This window comes from Streptomyces sp. NPDC052773, assembly GCF_044547145.1.
Taxonomy (GTDB): Bacteria; Actinomycetota; Actinomycetes; order Streptomycetales; family Streptomycetaceae; genus Streptomyces.
Map to the genome: position 1 here is coordinate 23,489 of NZ_JBITZX010000017.1, position 15,884 is coordinate 39,372.

General features: G+C 71.4%; 14 protein-coding genes and 2 pseudogenes. 8 read left to right on the plus strand and 8 right to left on the minus strand.

Annotation, left to right across the window (positions count from 1 at the left end; translation table 11 throughout):
- Positions 1 to 91 precede the first annotated feature (91 nt).
- The 4 genes from ACIG0D_RS29640 (at position 92) to cseC (ending at position 3,620) form a co-directional block, all read left to right on the plus strand.
- The gene (locus ACIG0D_RS29640) at positions 92 to 631 is read left to right on the plus strand and encodes a SigE family RNA polymerase sigma factor (protein ID WP_043502979.1); all 540 of its coding nucleotides are present in this window, start codon (positions 92 to 94) and stop codon (positions 629 to 631) included.
- The gene (locus tag ACIG0D_RS29645; protein ID WP_399806861.1) at positions 619 to 1,290 is read left to right on the plus strand and encodes a hypothetical protein; all 672 of its coding nucleotides are present in this window, start codon (positions 619 to 621) and stop codon (positions 1,288 to 1,290) included. Before ACIG0D_RS29640 ends, ACIG0D_RS29645 begins: the two co-directional genes overlap by 13 nt.
- Before the next feature lie 101 nt (positions 1,291 to 1,391).
- A complete protein-coding gene (cseB, locus tag ACIG0D_RS29650) occupies positions 1,392 to 2,096 on the plus strand; it encodes a two-component system response regulator CseB (RefSeq protein WP_399806864.1) in 705 nt (234 codons plus the stop codon).
- An 18-nt stretch (positions 2,097 to 2,114) separates the two neighbouring features.
- Positions 2,115 to 3,620 (plus strand): two-component system sensor histidine kinase CseC, encoded by a 1,506-nt coding sequence (cseC, locus tag ACIG0D_RS29655; RefSeq protein ID WP_399806867.1) that lies wholly within the window; start codon positions 2,115 to 2,117, stop codon positions 3,618 to 3,620.
- Positions 3,621 to 3,732: 112 nt separating this feature from the next.
- On the opposite strand, the gene ACIG0D_RS29660 is transcribed toward cseC, so the two are convergent.
- From ACIG0D_RS29660 to ACIG0D_RS29670, 3 genes are all read right to left on the minus strand, one after another.
- Positions 3,733 to 4,167: a VOC family protein gene (locus ACIG0D_RS29660; protein ID WP_365762589.1), complete on the minus strand. Its 435-nt coding sequence runs from the start codon at positions 4,165 to 4,167 to the stop codon at positions 3,733 to 3,735.
- Between the two features lie 62 nt (positions 4,168 to 4,229).
- Positions 4,230 to 4,661: a helix-turn-helix transcriptional regulator gene (locus ACIG0D_RS29665; RefSeq protein WP_365762591.1), complete on the minus strand. Its 432-nt coding sequence runs from the start codon at positions 4,659 to 4,661 to the stop codon at positions 4,230 to 4,232.
- An 89-nt stretch (positions 4,662 to 4,750) separates the two neighbouring features.
- Positions 4,751 to 5,344 (minus strand): M23 family metallopeptidase, encoded by a 594-nt coding sequence (locus ACIG0D_RS29670; protein WP_399806871.1) that lies wholly within the window; start codon positions 5,342 to 5,344, stop codon positions 4,751 to 4,753.
- A 451-nt stretch (positions 5,345 to 5,795) separates the two neighbouring features.
- Here ACIG0D_RS29670 and ACIG0D_RS29675 point away from each other — a divergent pair, with 451 nt between their 5' ends.
- Together ACIG0D_RS29675 and ACIG0D_RS29680 are read left to right on the plus strand one after the other, a co-directional pair.
- The gene (locus ACIG0D_RS29675) at positions 5,796 to 8,885 is read left to right on the plus strand and encodes an NACHT domain-containing protein (RefSeq protein WP_399806873.1); all 3,090 of its coding nucleotides are present in this window, start codon (positions 5,796 to 5,798) and stop codon (positions 8,883 to 8,885) included.
- 111 nt (positions 8,886 to 8,996) lie between these two features.
- Entirely contained in the window at positions 8,997 to 9,632 is a 636-nt protein-coding gene (locus ACIG0D_RS29680) for an HAD family acid phosphatase (RefSeq protein WP_399806876.1), read from the plus strand.
- A 95-nt stretch (positions 9,633 to 9,727) separates the two neighbouring features.
- On the opposite strand, the gene ACIG0D_RS29685 is transcribed toward ACIG0D_RS29680, so the two are convergent.
- The gene (locus tag ACIG0D_RS29685; RefSeq protein ID WP_399806879.1) at positions 9,728 to 12,250 is read right to left on the minus strand and encodes an ATP-dependent Clp protease ATP-binding subunit; all 2,523 of its coding nucleotides are present in this window, start codon (positions 12,248 to 12,250) and stop codon (positions 9,728 to 9,730) included.
- A gap of 454 nt (positions 12,251 to 12,704) precedes the next feature.
- Between ACIG0D_RS29685 and ACIG0D_RS29690 the strand changes: the two are divergent.
- Positions 12,705 to 13,223: pseudogene (locus ACIG0D_RS29690) on the plus strand (SCO3374 family protein); the annotation flags it as partial.
- A 495-nt stretch (positions 13,224 to 13,718) separates the two neighbouring features.
- Positions 13,719 to 13,910: pseudogene (locus ACIG0D_RS29695) on the plus strand (hypothetical protein); the annotation flags it as partial.
- Here ACIG0D_RS29695 and ACIG0D_RS29700 read toward each other — a convergent pair.
- From ACIG0D_RS29700 to ACIG0D_RS29715, 4 genes are all read right to left on the minus strand, one after another.
- Positions 13,889 to 14,221 carry an Lsr2 family protein gene (locus ACIG0D_RS29700; RefSeq protein ID WP_365762602.1) on the minus strand — a complete coding sequence of 111 codons (333 nt, stop codon included), beginning with the start codon at positions 14,219 to 14,221 and terminating at the stop codon, positions 13,889 to 13,891. The pseudogene ACIG0D_RS29695 and the gene ACIG0D_RS29700 overlap by 22 nt on opposite strands.
- Positions 14,222 to 14,443: 222 nt before the next feature.
- Complete coding sequence (locus ACIG0D_RS29705; protein WP_399806883.1) at positions 14,444 to 15,016, minus strand: amino-acid N-acetyltransferase; 573 nt, start codon at positions 15,014 to 15,016, stop codon at positions 14,444 to 14,446.
- Positions 15,017 to 15,025: 9 nt separating this feature from the next.
- On the minus strand, positions 15,026 to 15,469 hold the full coding sequence (locus tag ACIG0D_RS29710; RefSeq protein WP_399807144.1) for a BlaI/MecI/CopY family transcriptional regulator: 444 nt from the start codon (positions 15,467 to 15,469) through the stop codon (positions 15,026 to 15,028).
- A 189-nt stretch (positions 15,470 to 15,658) separates the two neighbouring features.
- Positions 15,659 to 15,850, minus strand: a complete 192-nt coding sequence (locus tag ACIG0D_RS29715) for a hypothetical protein (protein WP_399806885.1) — start codon at positions 15,848 to 15,850, stop codon at positions 15,659 to 15,661.
- Between the last annotated feature and the right edge of the window lie 34 nt (positions 15,851 to 15,884).

Here is a 15,884-nt window from a genome sequence, read left to right on the forward strand (position 1 = left end):
CAGCCCCGTGACAACGCCTCCGTAGCTTCATTGCCGTGCCCGGCAGGGACGGGACTGAGCACGGACAACGGGGATTCGGAGGCGGTTGATCATGGCGCAGGGCGAGGTGCTCGAGTTCGAGGAGTACGTCCGCACCCGGCAGGACGCGCTGCTGCGCAGCGCCCGGCGCCTGGTACCGGACCCGGTCGACGCGCAGGATCTGCTCCAGACCGCGCTGGCGCGGACGTACGGCCGCTGGGACGGCATCGCGGACAAGCGGCTCGCGGACGCCTATCTGCGCCGGGTCATGATCAACACGCGGACCGAGTGGTGGCGGGCGCGGAAGCTGGAGGAGGTGCCGACCGAGCAGCTGCCGGACGCCTCGGTCGACGACTCCACCGAGCAGCACGCGGACCGCGCCCTGCTGATGGACGTCATGAAGGTGCTCGCCCCCAAGCAGCGCAGCGTGGTCGTGCTGCGACACTGGGAGCAGATGTCCACGGAGGAGACGGCCGCGGCCCTCGGCATGTCGGCCGGAACGGTCAAGAGCACGCTGCACCGGGCGCTCGCCCGGCTCCGCGAGGAGCTGGAGGCCCGCGATCTGGACGCACGCGCGCTGGAGCGTGAGGAGCGGGAGCGGTGCGCGGCCTGACCGGCACGGGAACGGCTGGGACAGCCTCCGGCGATCAAGGCGTCCGGGCGGCGGGCAAGGCGGTGGTCTTACTCGCCGCCCTCGCCCTGTGTCTGGCCGCGTGCGGCACCGGCGGGACCGGTGCGCGGGACGAGGGGCCGGCCCATGTCGGCACAGTGGCGGGCGCGGGCGCCGCGCCTTCCGACCAGCCGTCCCCGTCCGTCACACCGAGCCGCAGGGACGCCCTCCGGCTGGTGCGCAGCGACCCACGGGTCTCCGCGGCGGTCAAGCGGGAGCTGCGGCCGTGCGTGCCCGGCGACTACCCGGTCGACGTGTCGTACGGCGATCTGACCGGCGGGACCGTGGACGATCTCGTGGTCAACGTGCTGACCTGCGGGGACGCGGTCGGGGTCGGGTCGTATGTGTACCACCGGGTGAACGGCCGGTACGAGAATGTCTTCGGGGCCGAGGAGTCCCCGGTGTACGCGGAGATCGACCGCGGCGACCTGGTCGTGACCCGGCAGGTGTACGAGAAGGGTGATCCCGTCTCGAACCCCTCCGGCGAGGTGGTGATCACCTACCGCTGGACCGGGAACCGCTTCGCGGAGGAGTACCGCATGCACAACGAGTACGGCAACGCCGTCGGGGATGCGCCCGCCCCGGCGCCCGAGAGCAACTGACGCCCCTAACCGGCGACGCCGCGAACCGACGACGCCCCGAGCCACTGACGCCACGAACCGACGACGCCACGACAACAGACCAGCACCGACGGAGCATCCGGATGGCAGACCAGACCCACGTCCTGTTCGTCGAGGACGACGACGTCATCCGCGAGGCCACCCAGCTCGCCCTGGAGCGGGACGGCTTCGCGGTCACCGCCATGCCCGACGGGCTGTCGGGCCTGGAGTCGTTCCGCGCGAACCGCCCCGACATCGCCCTGCTGGACGTCATGGTGCCGGGGCTGGACGGGGTGAGTCTGTGCCGCCGGATCCGCGACGAGTCGACCGTGCCGGTGATCATGCTGTCCGCGCGCGCGGACAGCATCGACGTGGTGCTGGGCCTGGAGGCGGGCGCGGACGACTACGTCACCAAGCCGTTCGACGGTGCCGTGCTGGTCGCCCGGATCCGCGCGGTGCTGCGCCGCTTCGGCCACGCGAGCGGCGGCGACCGGGGCGACGACTCCGGTTCCGGGGCCTCCGGCGGGGTGCTCACCTTCGGCGATCTGGAGATCGACACCGAGGGCATGGAGGTACGCCGGGCCGGGCAGCCGGTGGCGCTGACGCCGACCGAGATGCGGCTGCTGCTGGAGTTCTCCGCGGCGCCGGGCACCGTGCTCTCCCGCGACAAGCTGCTGGAGCGGGTCTGGGACTACGGCTGGGGCGGGGACACCCGGGTCGTCGACGTCCATGTGCAGCGGCTGCGGCAGAAGATCGGCCAGGACCGGATCGAGACGGTCCGCGGCTTCGGCTACAAGCTGAAGGCCTGAGCGGGGGCCGTCGACCTCATGCGGGGGATCACACGCCTGACCACACGCCGCGCGGCCGGCCGCGCCCGCCGCGACACCCTCTCGGGTACGAGCGACGCCACCGGCCGCCGCGCGGCGGACCCCGTCAACGGACGCCCCGCCCGGCCGGCCGGGCTCGGCGGACGAGTGGGAAAGCAGCTCGGCTCGGGTCTGCGTACCGGGCTGCGCTGGAAGCTGAGCGCGGCGATCGCGCTCGTCGGCGCGCTGGTCGCGATCGCGCTCAGTCTGGTGGTGCACAACGCGGCCCGCGTCTCGATGCTGGACAACGCGCGCGATCTGGCGGACGAGCGCATCCAGATCGCCCAGCGCGACCTCGCGGACGTACAGATCGCCGAGCACACCTTCGACCTGTCCAACCGGGCCAACTTCGCCAACGTCAAGATCGACGACCCGAACCTGCCGGCCGAGCTGCGGGCGAAGGTGGAGGCCGGGCGGCGGGCGACGTACGTGGCCGACCCGCCGGGCGGCTCCCCGGACATCTGGGCCGCGGTCCCGATCGCCGACGGGCATGTGCTGTCCCTGCACACCGGGCTCACCGAGCGCAGCACCGACATCCTCAACGACCTCGACCAGGCCCTGATCATCGGCTCGATCGCGGTGGTCCTGGGCGGCAGCGCGCTGGGCGTGCTGATCGGCGGGCAGCTGTCGGGGCGGCTGCGCAAGGCGGCGGCAGCGGCGAACCAGGTCGCCAAGGGCGAGCCGGACGTCCGGGTGCGGGAGGCGATCGGCGGGGTCGTCCGGGACGAGACCGACGACCTGGCCCGCGCCGTCGACGCGATGGCCGACGCGCTCCAGCAGCGGCTGGAGGCCGAGCGCCGCGTCACCGCGGACATCGCGCACGAGCTGCGCACCCCGGTGACCGGCCTGCTCACCGCGGCCGAGCTGCTGCCGCCGGGCCGCCCGACCGAGCTGGTGCTGGACCGCGCCAAGGCCATGCGCACCCTGGTGGAGGACGTCCTGGAGGTCGCGCGGCTGGACGGAGCGTCGGAGCGGGCCGAGCTGCAGGACATCATGCTGGGCGAGTTCGTGGCCCGGCGGGTGGCCGCGAAGGACCCGGACATCCGGGTGCACGTGGTGCACGAGTCGGAGGTCACGACCGATCCGCGGCGCCTGGAGCGGGTGCTGTTCAACCTGCTCGCCAACGCCGCCCGGCACGGCCGCCCGCCCGTCGAGGTCACCGTCGAGGGCCGGGTGATCCGGGTCCGCGACCACGGGCCGGGCTTCCCCGAGGACCTGCTCGCCGAGGGCCCGAGCCGCTTCCGCACCGGCAGCAAGGACCGCGCCGGGCACGGCCACGGCCTGGGCCTGACCATCGCCGCGGGTCAGGCGCGGGTGCTCGGCGCCCGGCTGACCTTCCGCAACGTACGGCCCCCGGGCGCCCCGGAGCACATCCCGGCCGAGGGCGCGGTCGCCGTGCTGTGGCTGCCGGAGCACGCGCCGACGAACACGGGCAGCTATCCGATGCTGCCGCTCTCGGAGGGGTAGGGCCTGTCGTTCGGATCATCCCGGCGTCGCGGGCCGTGGCACGCGCGGCTGGATCGAGAGGCGCCCGGCCTTCAAGCCTGGCTGATCCGAACGAAAGGCCTTAGGGGCTGTCTCAGCCGAAGTCCTTCGAGAAGTCCAGCTCCTCGCTGCGCTCGGTCAGCGAGTACCAGTTGCCGTTGTCGTCGCGGAAGATCGCCTCGATGCCGTACGGCCGTTCCTGGGGCTCCTGGACGAACTCGACGCCGCGGGCCCGGAACGTCTCGTAGTCGCCCCGGCAGTCGTCGGTGCGGAATGCCCCCGCGCCGATGACGCCCTTGCCGACCAGTTTCTTCAGCGCCTGCGACGACTCGGCGTCGAGGCCGGGGCCGTCCAGGCTCATCAGGGCCAGCTCGACGTCCGGCTGCGCCTTGGCGCCGACGGTGAGCCAGCGCATGTCGCCGAGCGGGACCTCGCTGCGCACCTCGAAGCCGAGCTTCTCGGTGAAGAAGGCCTTCGTGCGGTCCTGGTCGAAGGTCCATACGGTGGTGATGCCCAGGCCGGTGATCATGGCTCCGCGCTCCCTGCGTCCGGTGTCGGTGTCTCTGCTCGTCACCGTAGGCAGCGCGGCCGTCAGGGCGCTTCTTCGGAATTGCGGTCCTCGGGCGCGGCGCGCCGGGGGAAGCCGCCGGCCCACAGCAGGGCGTAGCAGCCGGGTATGAGGGAGGCGCCGGCGCGGACGTACCGCGCCCGGTACTCGCTCGGGGTGAGGCCGGTGCGGGCCTTGAAGCGGGTGGAGAAGGTGCCGAGGCTGCTGAAGCCGACCAGGTGGCAGATCTCGGTGACCGACAGGTCGGCGGCGCGCAGCAGCTCCTCGGCCCGCTCGATGCGGCGGTGCGTCAGGTACTGCCCGGGTGTCTCGCCGTACGCCGCCTTGAAGGCCCGGACGAAGTGGAACCGGGAGTACCCGGCGTGGTCCGCGACCGCGGCCAGGTCCAGTGCGGGGTCGGCCCAGTCGCGGTCCATGGCGTCCTTGGCGAGGCGCAGCGGCCGCATCGTGTCCATACCGCCGATGGTGGCACGCGCCACTGACGACGACCCCGGGCGCGGCGGGCGCCCGGGGTCGTCGTGGCAGGTGAGCCGATACGGCGACGTCAGATCATCAGGCCCTTGGCGCGCAGGAAGGCGACCGGGTCGATGGCCGTGCCGTAGTTCGGGCTGGTGCGGATCTCGAAGTGCAGGTGCGGACCGCTGGAGTTGCCGGTGTTGCCGGACAGGGCGATCTGCTGGCCGGTCTTGACGATCTGGCCGGCGCGCACGTTGATCTTGGAGAGGTGGGCGTACTGCGAGTACGTGCCGTTGCCGTGCTTGATGACGACGGCGTAGCCGTACGCGGGGCCGTCGCCGGCGCCGTTGCCGCCGGCCTTGACGACGGTGCCGCCGTGGGCGGCGACGACCTTGGTGCCGGTCGGCACCGCGAAGTCCTGACCGCTGTGGGTGGACTGCCAGCGGGCGCCGTTCTGCGCGAAGCTGGCGGTCTTGGTGTAGCCCTTCACGGGGGCGACCCAGCCCGCGGCCTTCTTCGCCGCGGCGGCCTTGGCGGTGACGGCGGCCGGGGCGGAGGACGGTGCGGCGGCCGCGACCCCGGCCCCCAGAACGGCCGAGGCACCCAGGCCGGCGGCCATGACGGCCGCACGGGTACGAAGCTGGGCCGTACGGGAAGAACGGGACGTGACGCGCGGGAACATGCGGTACCTCGGAAGGTCGGGGACAGAGAGAACCACCCGGTCCGCGGACTGCGGCTCCGGATGGCCGTCCCTTGGTAACCCGGGCCTCCACAAAGGCACAAAACCCCGATCTACGGCCCAAGCTAGTAATTGACCCTGAAACATCCGGACTCTTGACAGAGCCCTCATTCGGGACGAACCACACCAAGACGGCGATTCCAGCCAAGGGGTTCCGGGAAGAACGTCCCTTTTGCCCGACTCGCCGTATCCACTATTCCGGCTAGTACCGGACAAAACGCCTGTGCGGCATGTCACCGGCAGACGAGATCACCGGGCCCGGGAATGTGACGGGCGCTACGCTGCTGGTCAGACGGGGTGTCGACGGATTTCGGGGGAGACCGGGGTGGAACCGAGCGCCATCGGGGTCAGGCTGGCGTCCGGCGTTGTGACGCCGCTCATACGAAGGCTCTTCGTGACCGAGGGACCGGGCGCCGGTCTGGTCGACCGGCCCGTGCGGATCTCCGGCCATGTGTCCTTCCGCGGCGAGAAGCGGCGGCTCGACCGGACCGACGTCCGCCGGCTGGCCTCCGAACTGGTCCGGCAGGCCCTCAAGGCCGCCGGGCGCGGGGAGCTCCCCATGGCCGCCGACGAGGAGGAGGCCGTCACCCACGCCCTCGCCGACACCCTCTACGCCCTCGGCGACCTCACCATGACCGACGTGCAGGCCGTGGAACTGGGGCCCGAGGCCCTGGCCGCCCGGCTGCGCGGCGCCGCCGGCGACCCGGCCCGCCATCTCTCCCGCGACGCGGACCTCTTCCTGGACCGGCTGCTCACCACCGCCTGCCTGCACATCCTGCACTTCTTCAGCCAGCGCTCCACCTTCGTCCCGCGCACCCTCGTCGAACAGACCCGCCGCCAGCGCGCGCTGCTGACCCGGGTCGACCAGCTGATCGCCCGCACCCCGCCGCCGGGCTCCACCGACCAGGCCTTCGAGCAGCGCTATCTCTCCTACGTCGCCACCCGCCACGCCCACCTCACGATCTACGGCATCGACCTGGCCGACTCCCCCGACCGCTGGCCCCTGGACGCCGCCTACCTCAGCCTCACCGCCCTGCACCCCGACGACGGCGAGGCACCGACCGGCGGCCCGCACGGCGCCCCCGCCGTCTCCGCCGCCACCGCCCTGCCCGCCGACCGGGCACTCGACGGACACGACCGGGTGCTGCTGCGCGGAGTCGCCGGTTCCGGCAAGACGACGCTGGTGCAGTGGCTCGCGGTCACCACGGCCCGGGGCGAGCGCGACGAGGCGGGCCGGGGCGTGCCCGGGGGCCGTATCCCGTTCGTGCTGCCGCTGCGCACCCTGGTCCGCCGCCCCGACGGCCTCCCCGCGCCGGACGCCTTCCTGTCCGCCGTACGCGTCCCCTTCCACGCCACGCAGCCCGACGGGTGGGCCGACCGGGTGCTCGGCGACCGCCGCGGGCTGCTCCTCGTCGACGGCATCGACGAGATCCCCGAGCGGGAACGCGAGCGGACCCGCCGCTGGCTGCGCGACCTGCTCGACGTCTATCCCGGCAACCAGTGGCTGGTCACCTCCCGCCCCTCCGCCGTCCGCGCGGACTGGCTCGCCGCCGACGGGTTCACCGAGCTCGCGCTCGCCCCGATGCGCCGGAAGGACGTCGCCGCCTTCATCACCCGCTGGCACGCCGCCGCCCGCGTCGACGCCCCCGACCCCGAGCGGCTCGACGCCTACGAGCGCTCCCTCCTCGACGCCGTCCGCACCAAGCCCGACCTCGGCCGGCTCGCCACCAACCCGCTGATGTGCGGCCTGATCTGCGCCCTGCACCGCGACCGGCGCGGCTACCTCCCGCACGGCCGGCAGGAGCTGTACGACGCCGCCCTGTCGATGCTGCTCACCCGCCGGGACGAGGAGCGCGACATGATCACCCCGGGCGACGGCATCCGGCTCTCCGAGCAGCCGCAGATCCAGCTGCTCCAGCGCCTCGCCTACTGGCTGATCCGCAACAACCAGTCCGAGCTGGACCGCGAACGCGCCGTCCGGATCATCGCCGACGTCCTGCCCGCCCTCCCCGCCGCGGCGGCCCAGGGCGACGCCGAAGCCATCCTCGGCCATCTGCTGCTGCGCAGCGGCCTGCTGCGCGAACCGGCCGACGGGACCGTGGAGTTCGTCCACCGCACCTTCCAGGACTACCTCGGCGCGCGGGCCGCCGTGGAGGACGGGGACTTCGGGCTGCTGGTGCGGGGCGCGGCGGACGAGCAGTGGGCGGACGTGATCCGCATGGCCGTCGCCCACGCCCGGCCCCGCGAACGCGCCGAGCTGCTGCGCGGCCTGACCGGGACGGCGGACCGGCTGGAGGGGGCCGCGAGCACCCGCGTACGGCTGCTGGCGCTCGCCTGCCTGGAACACGCCACCGAACTCGACCCCCGGGTCCGCGCGGAGGTCGAGCAGCGGGCCGCGGCGGTGATCCCGCCCCGCACCACCCAGGAGGCCCGCGCCCTGGCGGAGGCCGGGCCGCTCGCCCTGGAGCTGCTGCCGGGGCCGGAGGGCCTGAGCGAGCAGGAGGCGCGGGCGGTCGTCGTCACCGCGTCCCTGATCGGGACGGAGGCGGCGATTCCGGTGCTGGCCCGGTTCCGCGACCACCCCTCGCTGGAGGTACGGGCGCAGCTGACCTGGACCTGGCACCGGTTCCCGGAGCGGCCGTACGGGGAGGAGGTCATCGCGCATCTGCGGGAGGAGGGTCTTTTCTTCACCGCCCACTCCGCAGAGCAGCTGCGCTTCCTGCACGGACTCGGCGGGCGGAGCGGGCTCCAGCTGGTCGGGCCGATCGGTGCCGAGGAGATCGCCGCGGCGGTCCGGCCCGACCGGACGCGGGAGCTGGTCATCCGGGGCAACGACGAGCTGGGGGACCTCGACTGCCTGTCCGGCCTGTCGGGGCTCACCTACCTGGACATCAGCCGCTGCGCGCCCGTCCGGGACCTCACCCCGCTGGCGCGCCTGCCCCTGAGCTGGCTGTCCCTGGACCTCCTGCCCGGCCTGGAACGGCCCGGGGCGCTGGCACCGCTCGCCGGCTCCCGGACCCTGGACCAGCTCGACCTGGGCATCGCACTCATGGGCACCTCCCTCACCGACGCGCTGCCGGCCGGGCTGCCGCTGCGCTACCTGCGCTTCACCAAGTCCGCCCTGACCAGGACGGGCCTGCGCGGGCTGCACCGCTTCGGCACCCTGCGCCAGCTGAGCCTGGGCGCCCTCCAGTGGGAGCTGACGGCCGAGGACCGCGAGGAGATCACCCGCCTCCCCGCCCTGGAGGAACTGCGCGTCAACTGGGCGGCCGTCGGCTGGCCGGGCCCGCCGCTGCCCGGTGTCACCGGCCTGCGGCTGAACAACTTCACCGGCACCGAGGACCTCTCGGACGTCCCGGCCCTCTTCCCCGACCTGCGGGAGGTCACCGTCGTCCTGGCGCCGGACGTCACGGAGACACCCGAGGACGCCCTGGCCCCGCTGCCCGTCCGGCCCGCCATCCGGAGGATCCGCAGCGTCGTCTGAGGCACGCCTCTAGCCACCTACCGTTCAGTAACCCTACGGTTCTCCTCGCGTCACCCTCACCAACGAACATGCACACGACACGTGCTACCGACGTGAGAGGACCCCCACACCATGACGAGACCCGGGATGCGCCGCACGGCCACCCTCGCCGTCACCGCGGCCGCCCTCGTGGCCATCGCCGCCCCCGCCGAGGCCACGACCGGAACCCGTGGCGGCACGGTCACCACCGCGACCGCCACCGCCGCCGCGGCCGATGTCGACTACGGCACCTGGCAGAAGGACTGCCAGGCCGTGATGGACCAGGCGCTGCCCTACCTCAAGCAGCGGATCGCCCAGCACAAGCCCGGCGAGAAGCAGGCGATCGTCTTCGACATCGACAACACCACGCTGGAGACCGACTTCGGCTTCAGCTTCCCGCAGCCGGCCAACAAGCCGGTCCTGGAGGTCGCCGAGTACGCCCAGGAGCACGGCGTCGCCCTCTTCTTCGTCACCGCCCGCCCCGGCATCATCCACGCGCCCACCGAGTACAACCTGGAGAAGGTCGGCTACGAGGTCTCCGGGCTGTATGTCCGCGGCTTCCTCGACCTCTTCAAGAACGTCGCCGACTACAAGACGGCCCAGCGCGTCGACATCGAGTCGAAGGGCTACACGATCATCGCCAACATCGGCAACAACACCACCGACCTGTCGGGCGGCCACGCCGAGAAGACGTACAAGCTGCCGGACTACGGCGGGCAGCTGTCGTAAGCCGACGTCCCCCGCGGTCGTCGTACGCACGCGAAAGGGCCGGTGCCCGTCCAGGCACCGGCCCTCTCAGCTGCCGTGAAGCTCGGCCGTGAGGCCTACTCCTTGCTCAGGTTCGGACCGGCACCGCCGGCCGCCTGCTCGATCGGCGGGACGTCCGGCAGAGCCGACTTCTCCTCACCGCGGAAGGTGAAGGTCTGCGACTCGCCCTCGCCCTCGGTGTCCACGACCACGATGTGACCGGGGCGCAGCTCGCCGAAGAGGATCTTCTCCGACAGCGAGTCCTCGATCTCGCGCTGGATGGTCCGGCGCAGCGGCCGGGCGCCCAGCACGGGGTCGTACCCCTTCCTGGACAGCAGCTCCTTGGCGGACTGGGACAGCTCGATGCCCATGTCCCGGTCCTTCAGGCGCTCGTCCACCTTGCCGATCATCAGGTCGACGATCCGCAGGATGTCGTTCTGCGTCAGCTGCGGGAAGACGACCACGTCGTCGACGCGGTTGAGGAACTCGGGCCGGAAGTGCTGCTTCAGCTCGTCCGACACCTTGTTCTTCATGCGCTCGTAGTTGGTCTTCGTGTCGCCCTGGGCGGCGAAGCCCAGGTTGAAGCCCTTGGAGATGTCCCGGGTGCCGAGGTTGGTCGTCATGATGATGACCGTGTTCTTGAAGTCCACGACCCGGCCCTGGGAGTCGGTCAGGCGACCGTCCTCCAGGATCTGCAGCAGCGAGTTGAAGATGTCCGGGTGGGCCTTCTCGACCTCGTCGAAGAGGACGACGGAGAACGGCTTGCGGCGGACCTTCTCGGTCAGCTGGCCGCCCTCCTCGTAGCCCACGTAGCCGGGGGGCGAACCGAAGAGACGCGACACCGTGTGCTTCTCGCTGAACTCCGACATGTCGAGGGAGATCAGCGCGTCCTCGTCACCGAACAGGAACTCGGCGAGCGCCTTGGACAGCTCGGTCTTACCGACACCGGACGGACCGGCGAAGATGAACGAGCCACCCGGACGCTTCGGGTCCTTCAGGCCGGCACGGGTACGGCGGATCGCCTTGGACAGCGCCTTGACGGCGTCGTCCTGGCCGATGACCCGCTTGTGGAGCTCGTCCTCCATGCGGAGCAGGCGGGACGACTCCTCCTCGGTGAGCTTGAAGACCGGGATGCCCGTGGCGGTGGCCAGCACCTCGGCGATCAGCTCGCCGTCGACCTCGGCGACGACGTCCATGTCGCCGGCCTTCCACTCCTTCTCCCGCTTCGCCTTGGCGGCCAGGAGCTGCTTCTCCTTGTCGCGCAGGGAGGCGGCCTTCTCGAAGTCCTGCGAGTCGATCGCGGACTCCTTGTCCCGGCGGACGGCGGCGATCTTCTCGTCGAACTCGCGCAGGTCCGGCGGCGCGGTCATCCGGCGGATACGCATCCGGGAACCGGCCTCGTCGATCAGGTCGATCGCCTTGTCCGGCAGGAAGCGGTCCGAGATGTACCGGTCGGCCAGGGTGGCGGCCTGGACCAGCGCCTCGTCGGTGATCGAGACGCGGTGGTGCGCCTCGTACCGGTCGCGCAGGCCCTTCAGGATCTCGATCGTGTGCGGCAGGGAGGGCTCCGCGACCTGGATGGGCTGGAAGCGGCGCTCCAGGGCCGCGTCCTTCTCCAGGTGCTTGCGGTACTCGTCCAGCGTGGTCGCACCGATGGTCTGCAGCTCACCGCGGGCCAGCATCGGCTTCAGGATCGAAGCGGCGTCGATGGCGCCCTCGGCGGCACCCGCACCGACCAGCGTGTGCAGCTCGTCGATGAACAGGATGATGTCGCCGCGGGTGCGGATCTCCTTGAGCACCTTCTTCAGGCGCTCCTCGAAGTCACCGCGGTAGCGGGAGCCGGCGACCAGCGCGCCGAGGTCCAGCGTGTAGAGGTGCTTGTCCTTCAGCGTCTCGGGCACCTCGCCCTTGACGATGGCCTGGGCGAGGCCCTCGACGACGGCGGTCTTGCCGACGCCGGGCTCACCGATCAGGACCGGGTTGTTCTTCGTACGGCGGGACAGCACCTGCATGACCCGCTCGATCTCCTTCTCGCGCCCGATGACCGGGTCGAGCTTGGACTCACGAGCGGCCTGGGTGAGGTTCCGGCCGAACTGGTCGAGGACCAGGGACGTCGAGGGGGTGCCCTCCGCAGGGCCGCCGGCGGCGGCGGTCTCCTTGCCCTGGTAACCGGAGAGCAGCTGGATCACCTGCTGCCGCACGCGGTTCAGATCTGCGCCCAGCTTGACCAGGACCTGGGCGGCGACGCCCTCGCCCTCGCGGATCAGGCCGAGCAGGATGTGCTCCGTGCCGATGTAGTTGTGGCCCAGCTGAAGGGCCTCGCGGAGCGACAGCTCCAGGACCTTCTTGGCACGGGGGGTGAAGGGAATGTGGCCCGACGGCGCCTGCTGCCCCTGGCCGATGATCTCCTCCACCTGCTGGCGGACCGCCTCGAGCGAAATCCCGAGGCTCTCAAGGGCCTTGGCGGCGACACCCTCACCCTCGTGGATCAGGCCCAGGAGGATGTGCTCGGTGCCGATGTAGTTGTGGTTGAGCATCCGGGCTTCTTCCTGAGCCAGGACGACAACCCGCCGCGCGCGGTCGGTGAACCTCTCGAACATCGTTAATCGCTCCTCAGAGCGGTCAGGCAGTAAGGGGAACTTCCCCTCCCTGTCCTTCCGCAGCTTAGTCCCGCAAGCGGGGACCGCTCATTCCAACTGCCGACACCGTCCTTGGCCTCCTGACCCCGAACGCCGACATCTGCTCCAACCCGATGGTGCGAGACGATGTTCCCGCAGGCCAGGCAGTTACCCTCACCATCAGTACGCCGATGGCGAACGTGAGACGTCCTTTCCTGCGTGTCGCCCCCTCCCACTAGGGATGTCTTACCCGCCGGGACTGACAGTCCATGCCGCGCGCACCGTTTCCCTCCGCTACGGGCGAACAACCTTGCGCCTCCCCGCACCCCCGCACGCCCCCCGCTTCGGCACTGTGCGCATCTGTCGTGCCACCCAGCGTAACCCGGACGGTGTTTCGGCTGTTGCACTTGGCATGGTTGGCGCCGCCCCGCAGTCGATGCCCCCATCGGCCTCCGCTCCCTCCGCTGCCTCCGCTCCCCCACCGACGGTCCCGCTCCCCCGCCGGCCGCTGGACGCGGGCGACCCGGTGCGGGACTGGTACGAGAACGATCTGGGCTGGCCCACGGTGCCCGCGGCGGAGGCCGGCGCGACGCCCGGTTCGCCGGCCTGCGCGGATGCGGGTGCCGGTGGGCCGGTGCGGCTGCTGGTCGGCCCGCGCTTCGACGTCCTGGACGTCCCGGCCGCCGCCGGGGTCCACGCCCTGCGGCACCTGGCGCCCTGCTCCCCCGTCGCCTTGGAGGGCCCCCGGATGCGGCTGCTGGTGGCTCCCGGCAGCGCTCAGGAACTGCCCGGGCTGCTCGACTGGCTCGACTGGGGCTCACTGGACCTGGACCTGACGGCCCTCGGCGAGGGCGCGGTCATGACGGCTCCGGAACCGGTGCGGGGAGTGGGGGCGCGGTGGCCCGCGCGGGGCGCGGCGGTGACCGCGCCGTGGACGGCGGGTGAGCCGCCGGTTACCTCAGCGTGGGCGGAGGGTGGCCTGCCGGTTCCCGCGGGGGGCGCGGGGCGGGCGCCGGGGGCGTCCGACGGGTGCGTGGGGCCCTCCGGCGGGTGCCTGCGGCCGGCCGACGGATGCCTGGGGCCGGTCGGCGGGCGCGAGTGGCCGTCCGGTGGGTGCCTGCGGCAGACCGATGGATGCCTGGGGTCGTCCGGCGAGTGTGAGTGGCCGTCCGGCGGGTGCCTGCGGCAGCCATCGGGCGGGTGCCAGTGGCCCTCCGGCGGGTCCGTGGGGCCGTCCGCCGGATGCCTGGGGCCGACCGGCGGATGCCTGGGGCCGACCGGCGGGTGTCAGCGGCAGCCATCGGGCGGGTGCCAGTGGCCCTCCCGCGGGTCCATGGGGCCGTCCGACGGATGCCTGGAGCCGTCCGGCGGGTGCCTGCGGCCGTCCGATGGGCGGGCGCGCGGGCTGTCCGGCGGGTGCCTGCGCGGCTCCTCCCACCCCGGCCCTCGTGTGCAGGGGGCCGCCGTGTGGGTGCGGCCCCCCTGGCCGGGGTGCGAGGTCGAGGCCTCGCTGCCGACGCTGTCGGCCCTGGGGGGCGGTGGAGACGCCCCCGATCTCGTCCGCGTCGTGGACACGGTGGCGACCCACTGCCACCGGATCCGGCTGCGGCGCGGCTGTGCTCAGCCGTTCGCCTTCTCGTAGGCCTCGCGAATGGACGCCGGAACACGGCCGCGGTCGTTGACCTCGTAGCCGTTCTCCTTCGCCCAGGCGCGGATCGCGGCGGTGTCCTGGCTGCCGGTCGAGACCGACCGCGCCTTTCCACGCCCGCTCGAGCGACCTCCGGTACGACGGCCGCCCTTCACATAGGGCTCGAGAAGGCTGCGAAGCTTGTCCGCATTGGCGGTCGTGAGATCGATCTCGTACGTCTTACCGTCCAGCGCGAACGTCACCGTCTCGTCCGCCTCGCCGCCGTCGAGGTCGTCGACAAGAAGGACCTGAACCTTCTGTGCCACCGGATTTCCTTTCATCGATAACGTGAGGACCTGGGGTCCGCGGCGTCCGCCGTTTCGCCGCCCCCTGTTATATGCAGTACTGCAGTACGTCGGAAAGCAAACCGCTTTTGCTGGAAAAACACAAACCCCTGGGAGAGACCCACAGCCCGGCTGCGGCCCGGAAACGTGCGCGTTTCGGACATAGGGAACCCGGGCAGGGTCGCCGTGGAGGAATAGCGACGATCACAGATGCAGAAGCATCCGGCTGTTGCCCAAGGTGTTCGGTTTCACTCGTTCGAGACCGAGGAACTCCGCGACGCCCTCGTCATAGGAACGCAGCAGCTCCGCGTAGACATCGGTGTCGACGGGTGTCTCACCGATCTCGACGAAGCCGTGCCTGCCGAAGAACTCGACTTCGAAGGTCAGGCAGAAAACCCGGCGAACGCCGAGCCAGCGCGCGGTCTGCAGCAACTTCTCCAGCAACTGGTGACCGACGCCGGCGCCCTTCAGGCCGGGCTTCACCGCGAGAGTGCGCACTTCCGCGAGGTCTTCCCACATCACGTGCAGTGCGCCACAGCCGACGACCTCGGCGTTGTCGTCCCGTTCCGCGACCCAGAACTCCTGGATGTCCTCGTAAAGCGTCACCGTCGCTTTGTCGAGCAGGATGCCGTGCCGGACGTACGCGTCGAGGAGTCTGCGGACGGCGGGGACATCGCTGGTCCGGGCCCGTCGGACGGTGATGGCTTTAGCGGTGACTTCGGGGTTCTCGGCGGGGTTCTCGGCGCCGTTCTCGGCGGAGGGCCTCTCTGCTGACATGTGCGGACGCTATCGCCCGTCGCCCTCCGGCGCCGCGGCGGGGTTCTGCGCTTCCCGTTCCGGCGCGGGTCCGGGTTCCGGGCGGTGTTCTGGTTCGGGCCGGCGTTCCGGTTCCGGCTCGGCCGTTTCCGGGCCCTGGACGATGCGTACGGCGTCCCGGAGGGCCTTGCGCTGTTCGTCGCTCATCATGCCGAAGAACGCGACGAGTGCGGCGGCGGGGTTGTCGCTCTGCGACCAGGCGTCGTTCATCAGGGCCGCGGCGTAGGCGGCGCGGGTGGAGACCGCCTCATATCGATAGGCCCGGCCTTCCGCCTCGCGGCGGACCCAGCCCTTCTGATGGAGATTGTCCAAAACGGTCATCACCGTGGTGTAGGCGATGGTCCGTTCCTGCTGGAGGTCTTCCAGGACTTCTCGAACGGTCACCGGGCGGTTCCACTTCCATACCCGCGTCATGACCGCGTCTTCGAGTTCTCCCAATGGGCGAGGCACACCTTGAACAATAGTGGGAGATCCGGGTTATGGCGTGCCGGACGGGCCCTTTACCTGCAAACGGGAGCAAAAAGGACGCCCGTGGTGGTGCGGGCGTGGGATGGGTGTCCGGTGGGAGTGACCCCGGTGCGGATGGACCGTGCCGGTGGGCGGTCAGGCGTCTGTGGAGCCGGGCGTGGCCGGGGAGGACTGGCGGGCGCTCTCCGCGCGCGCGAGGGCGGCGTCCACGGCCGCGTCCTCCTTGGCCTTGTTGGCCCCGCCCTGGGACTTCACGATCACCCGGATCACGCTGATGAAGAAGACGGCCATGACGACCGGCGGCAGGAGCGCGGAGACGTAGTCCATGGCTCCAGGGTAGTCGCGCGTGCGGCCCCGCCCC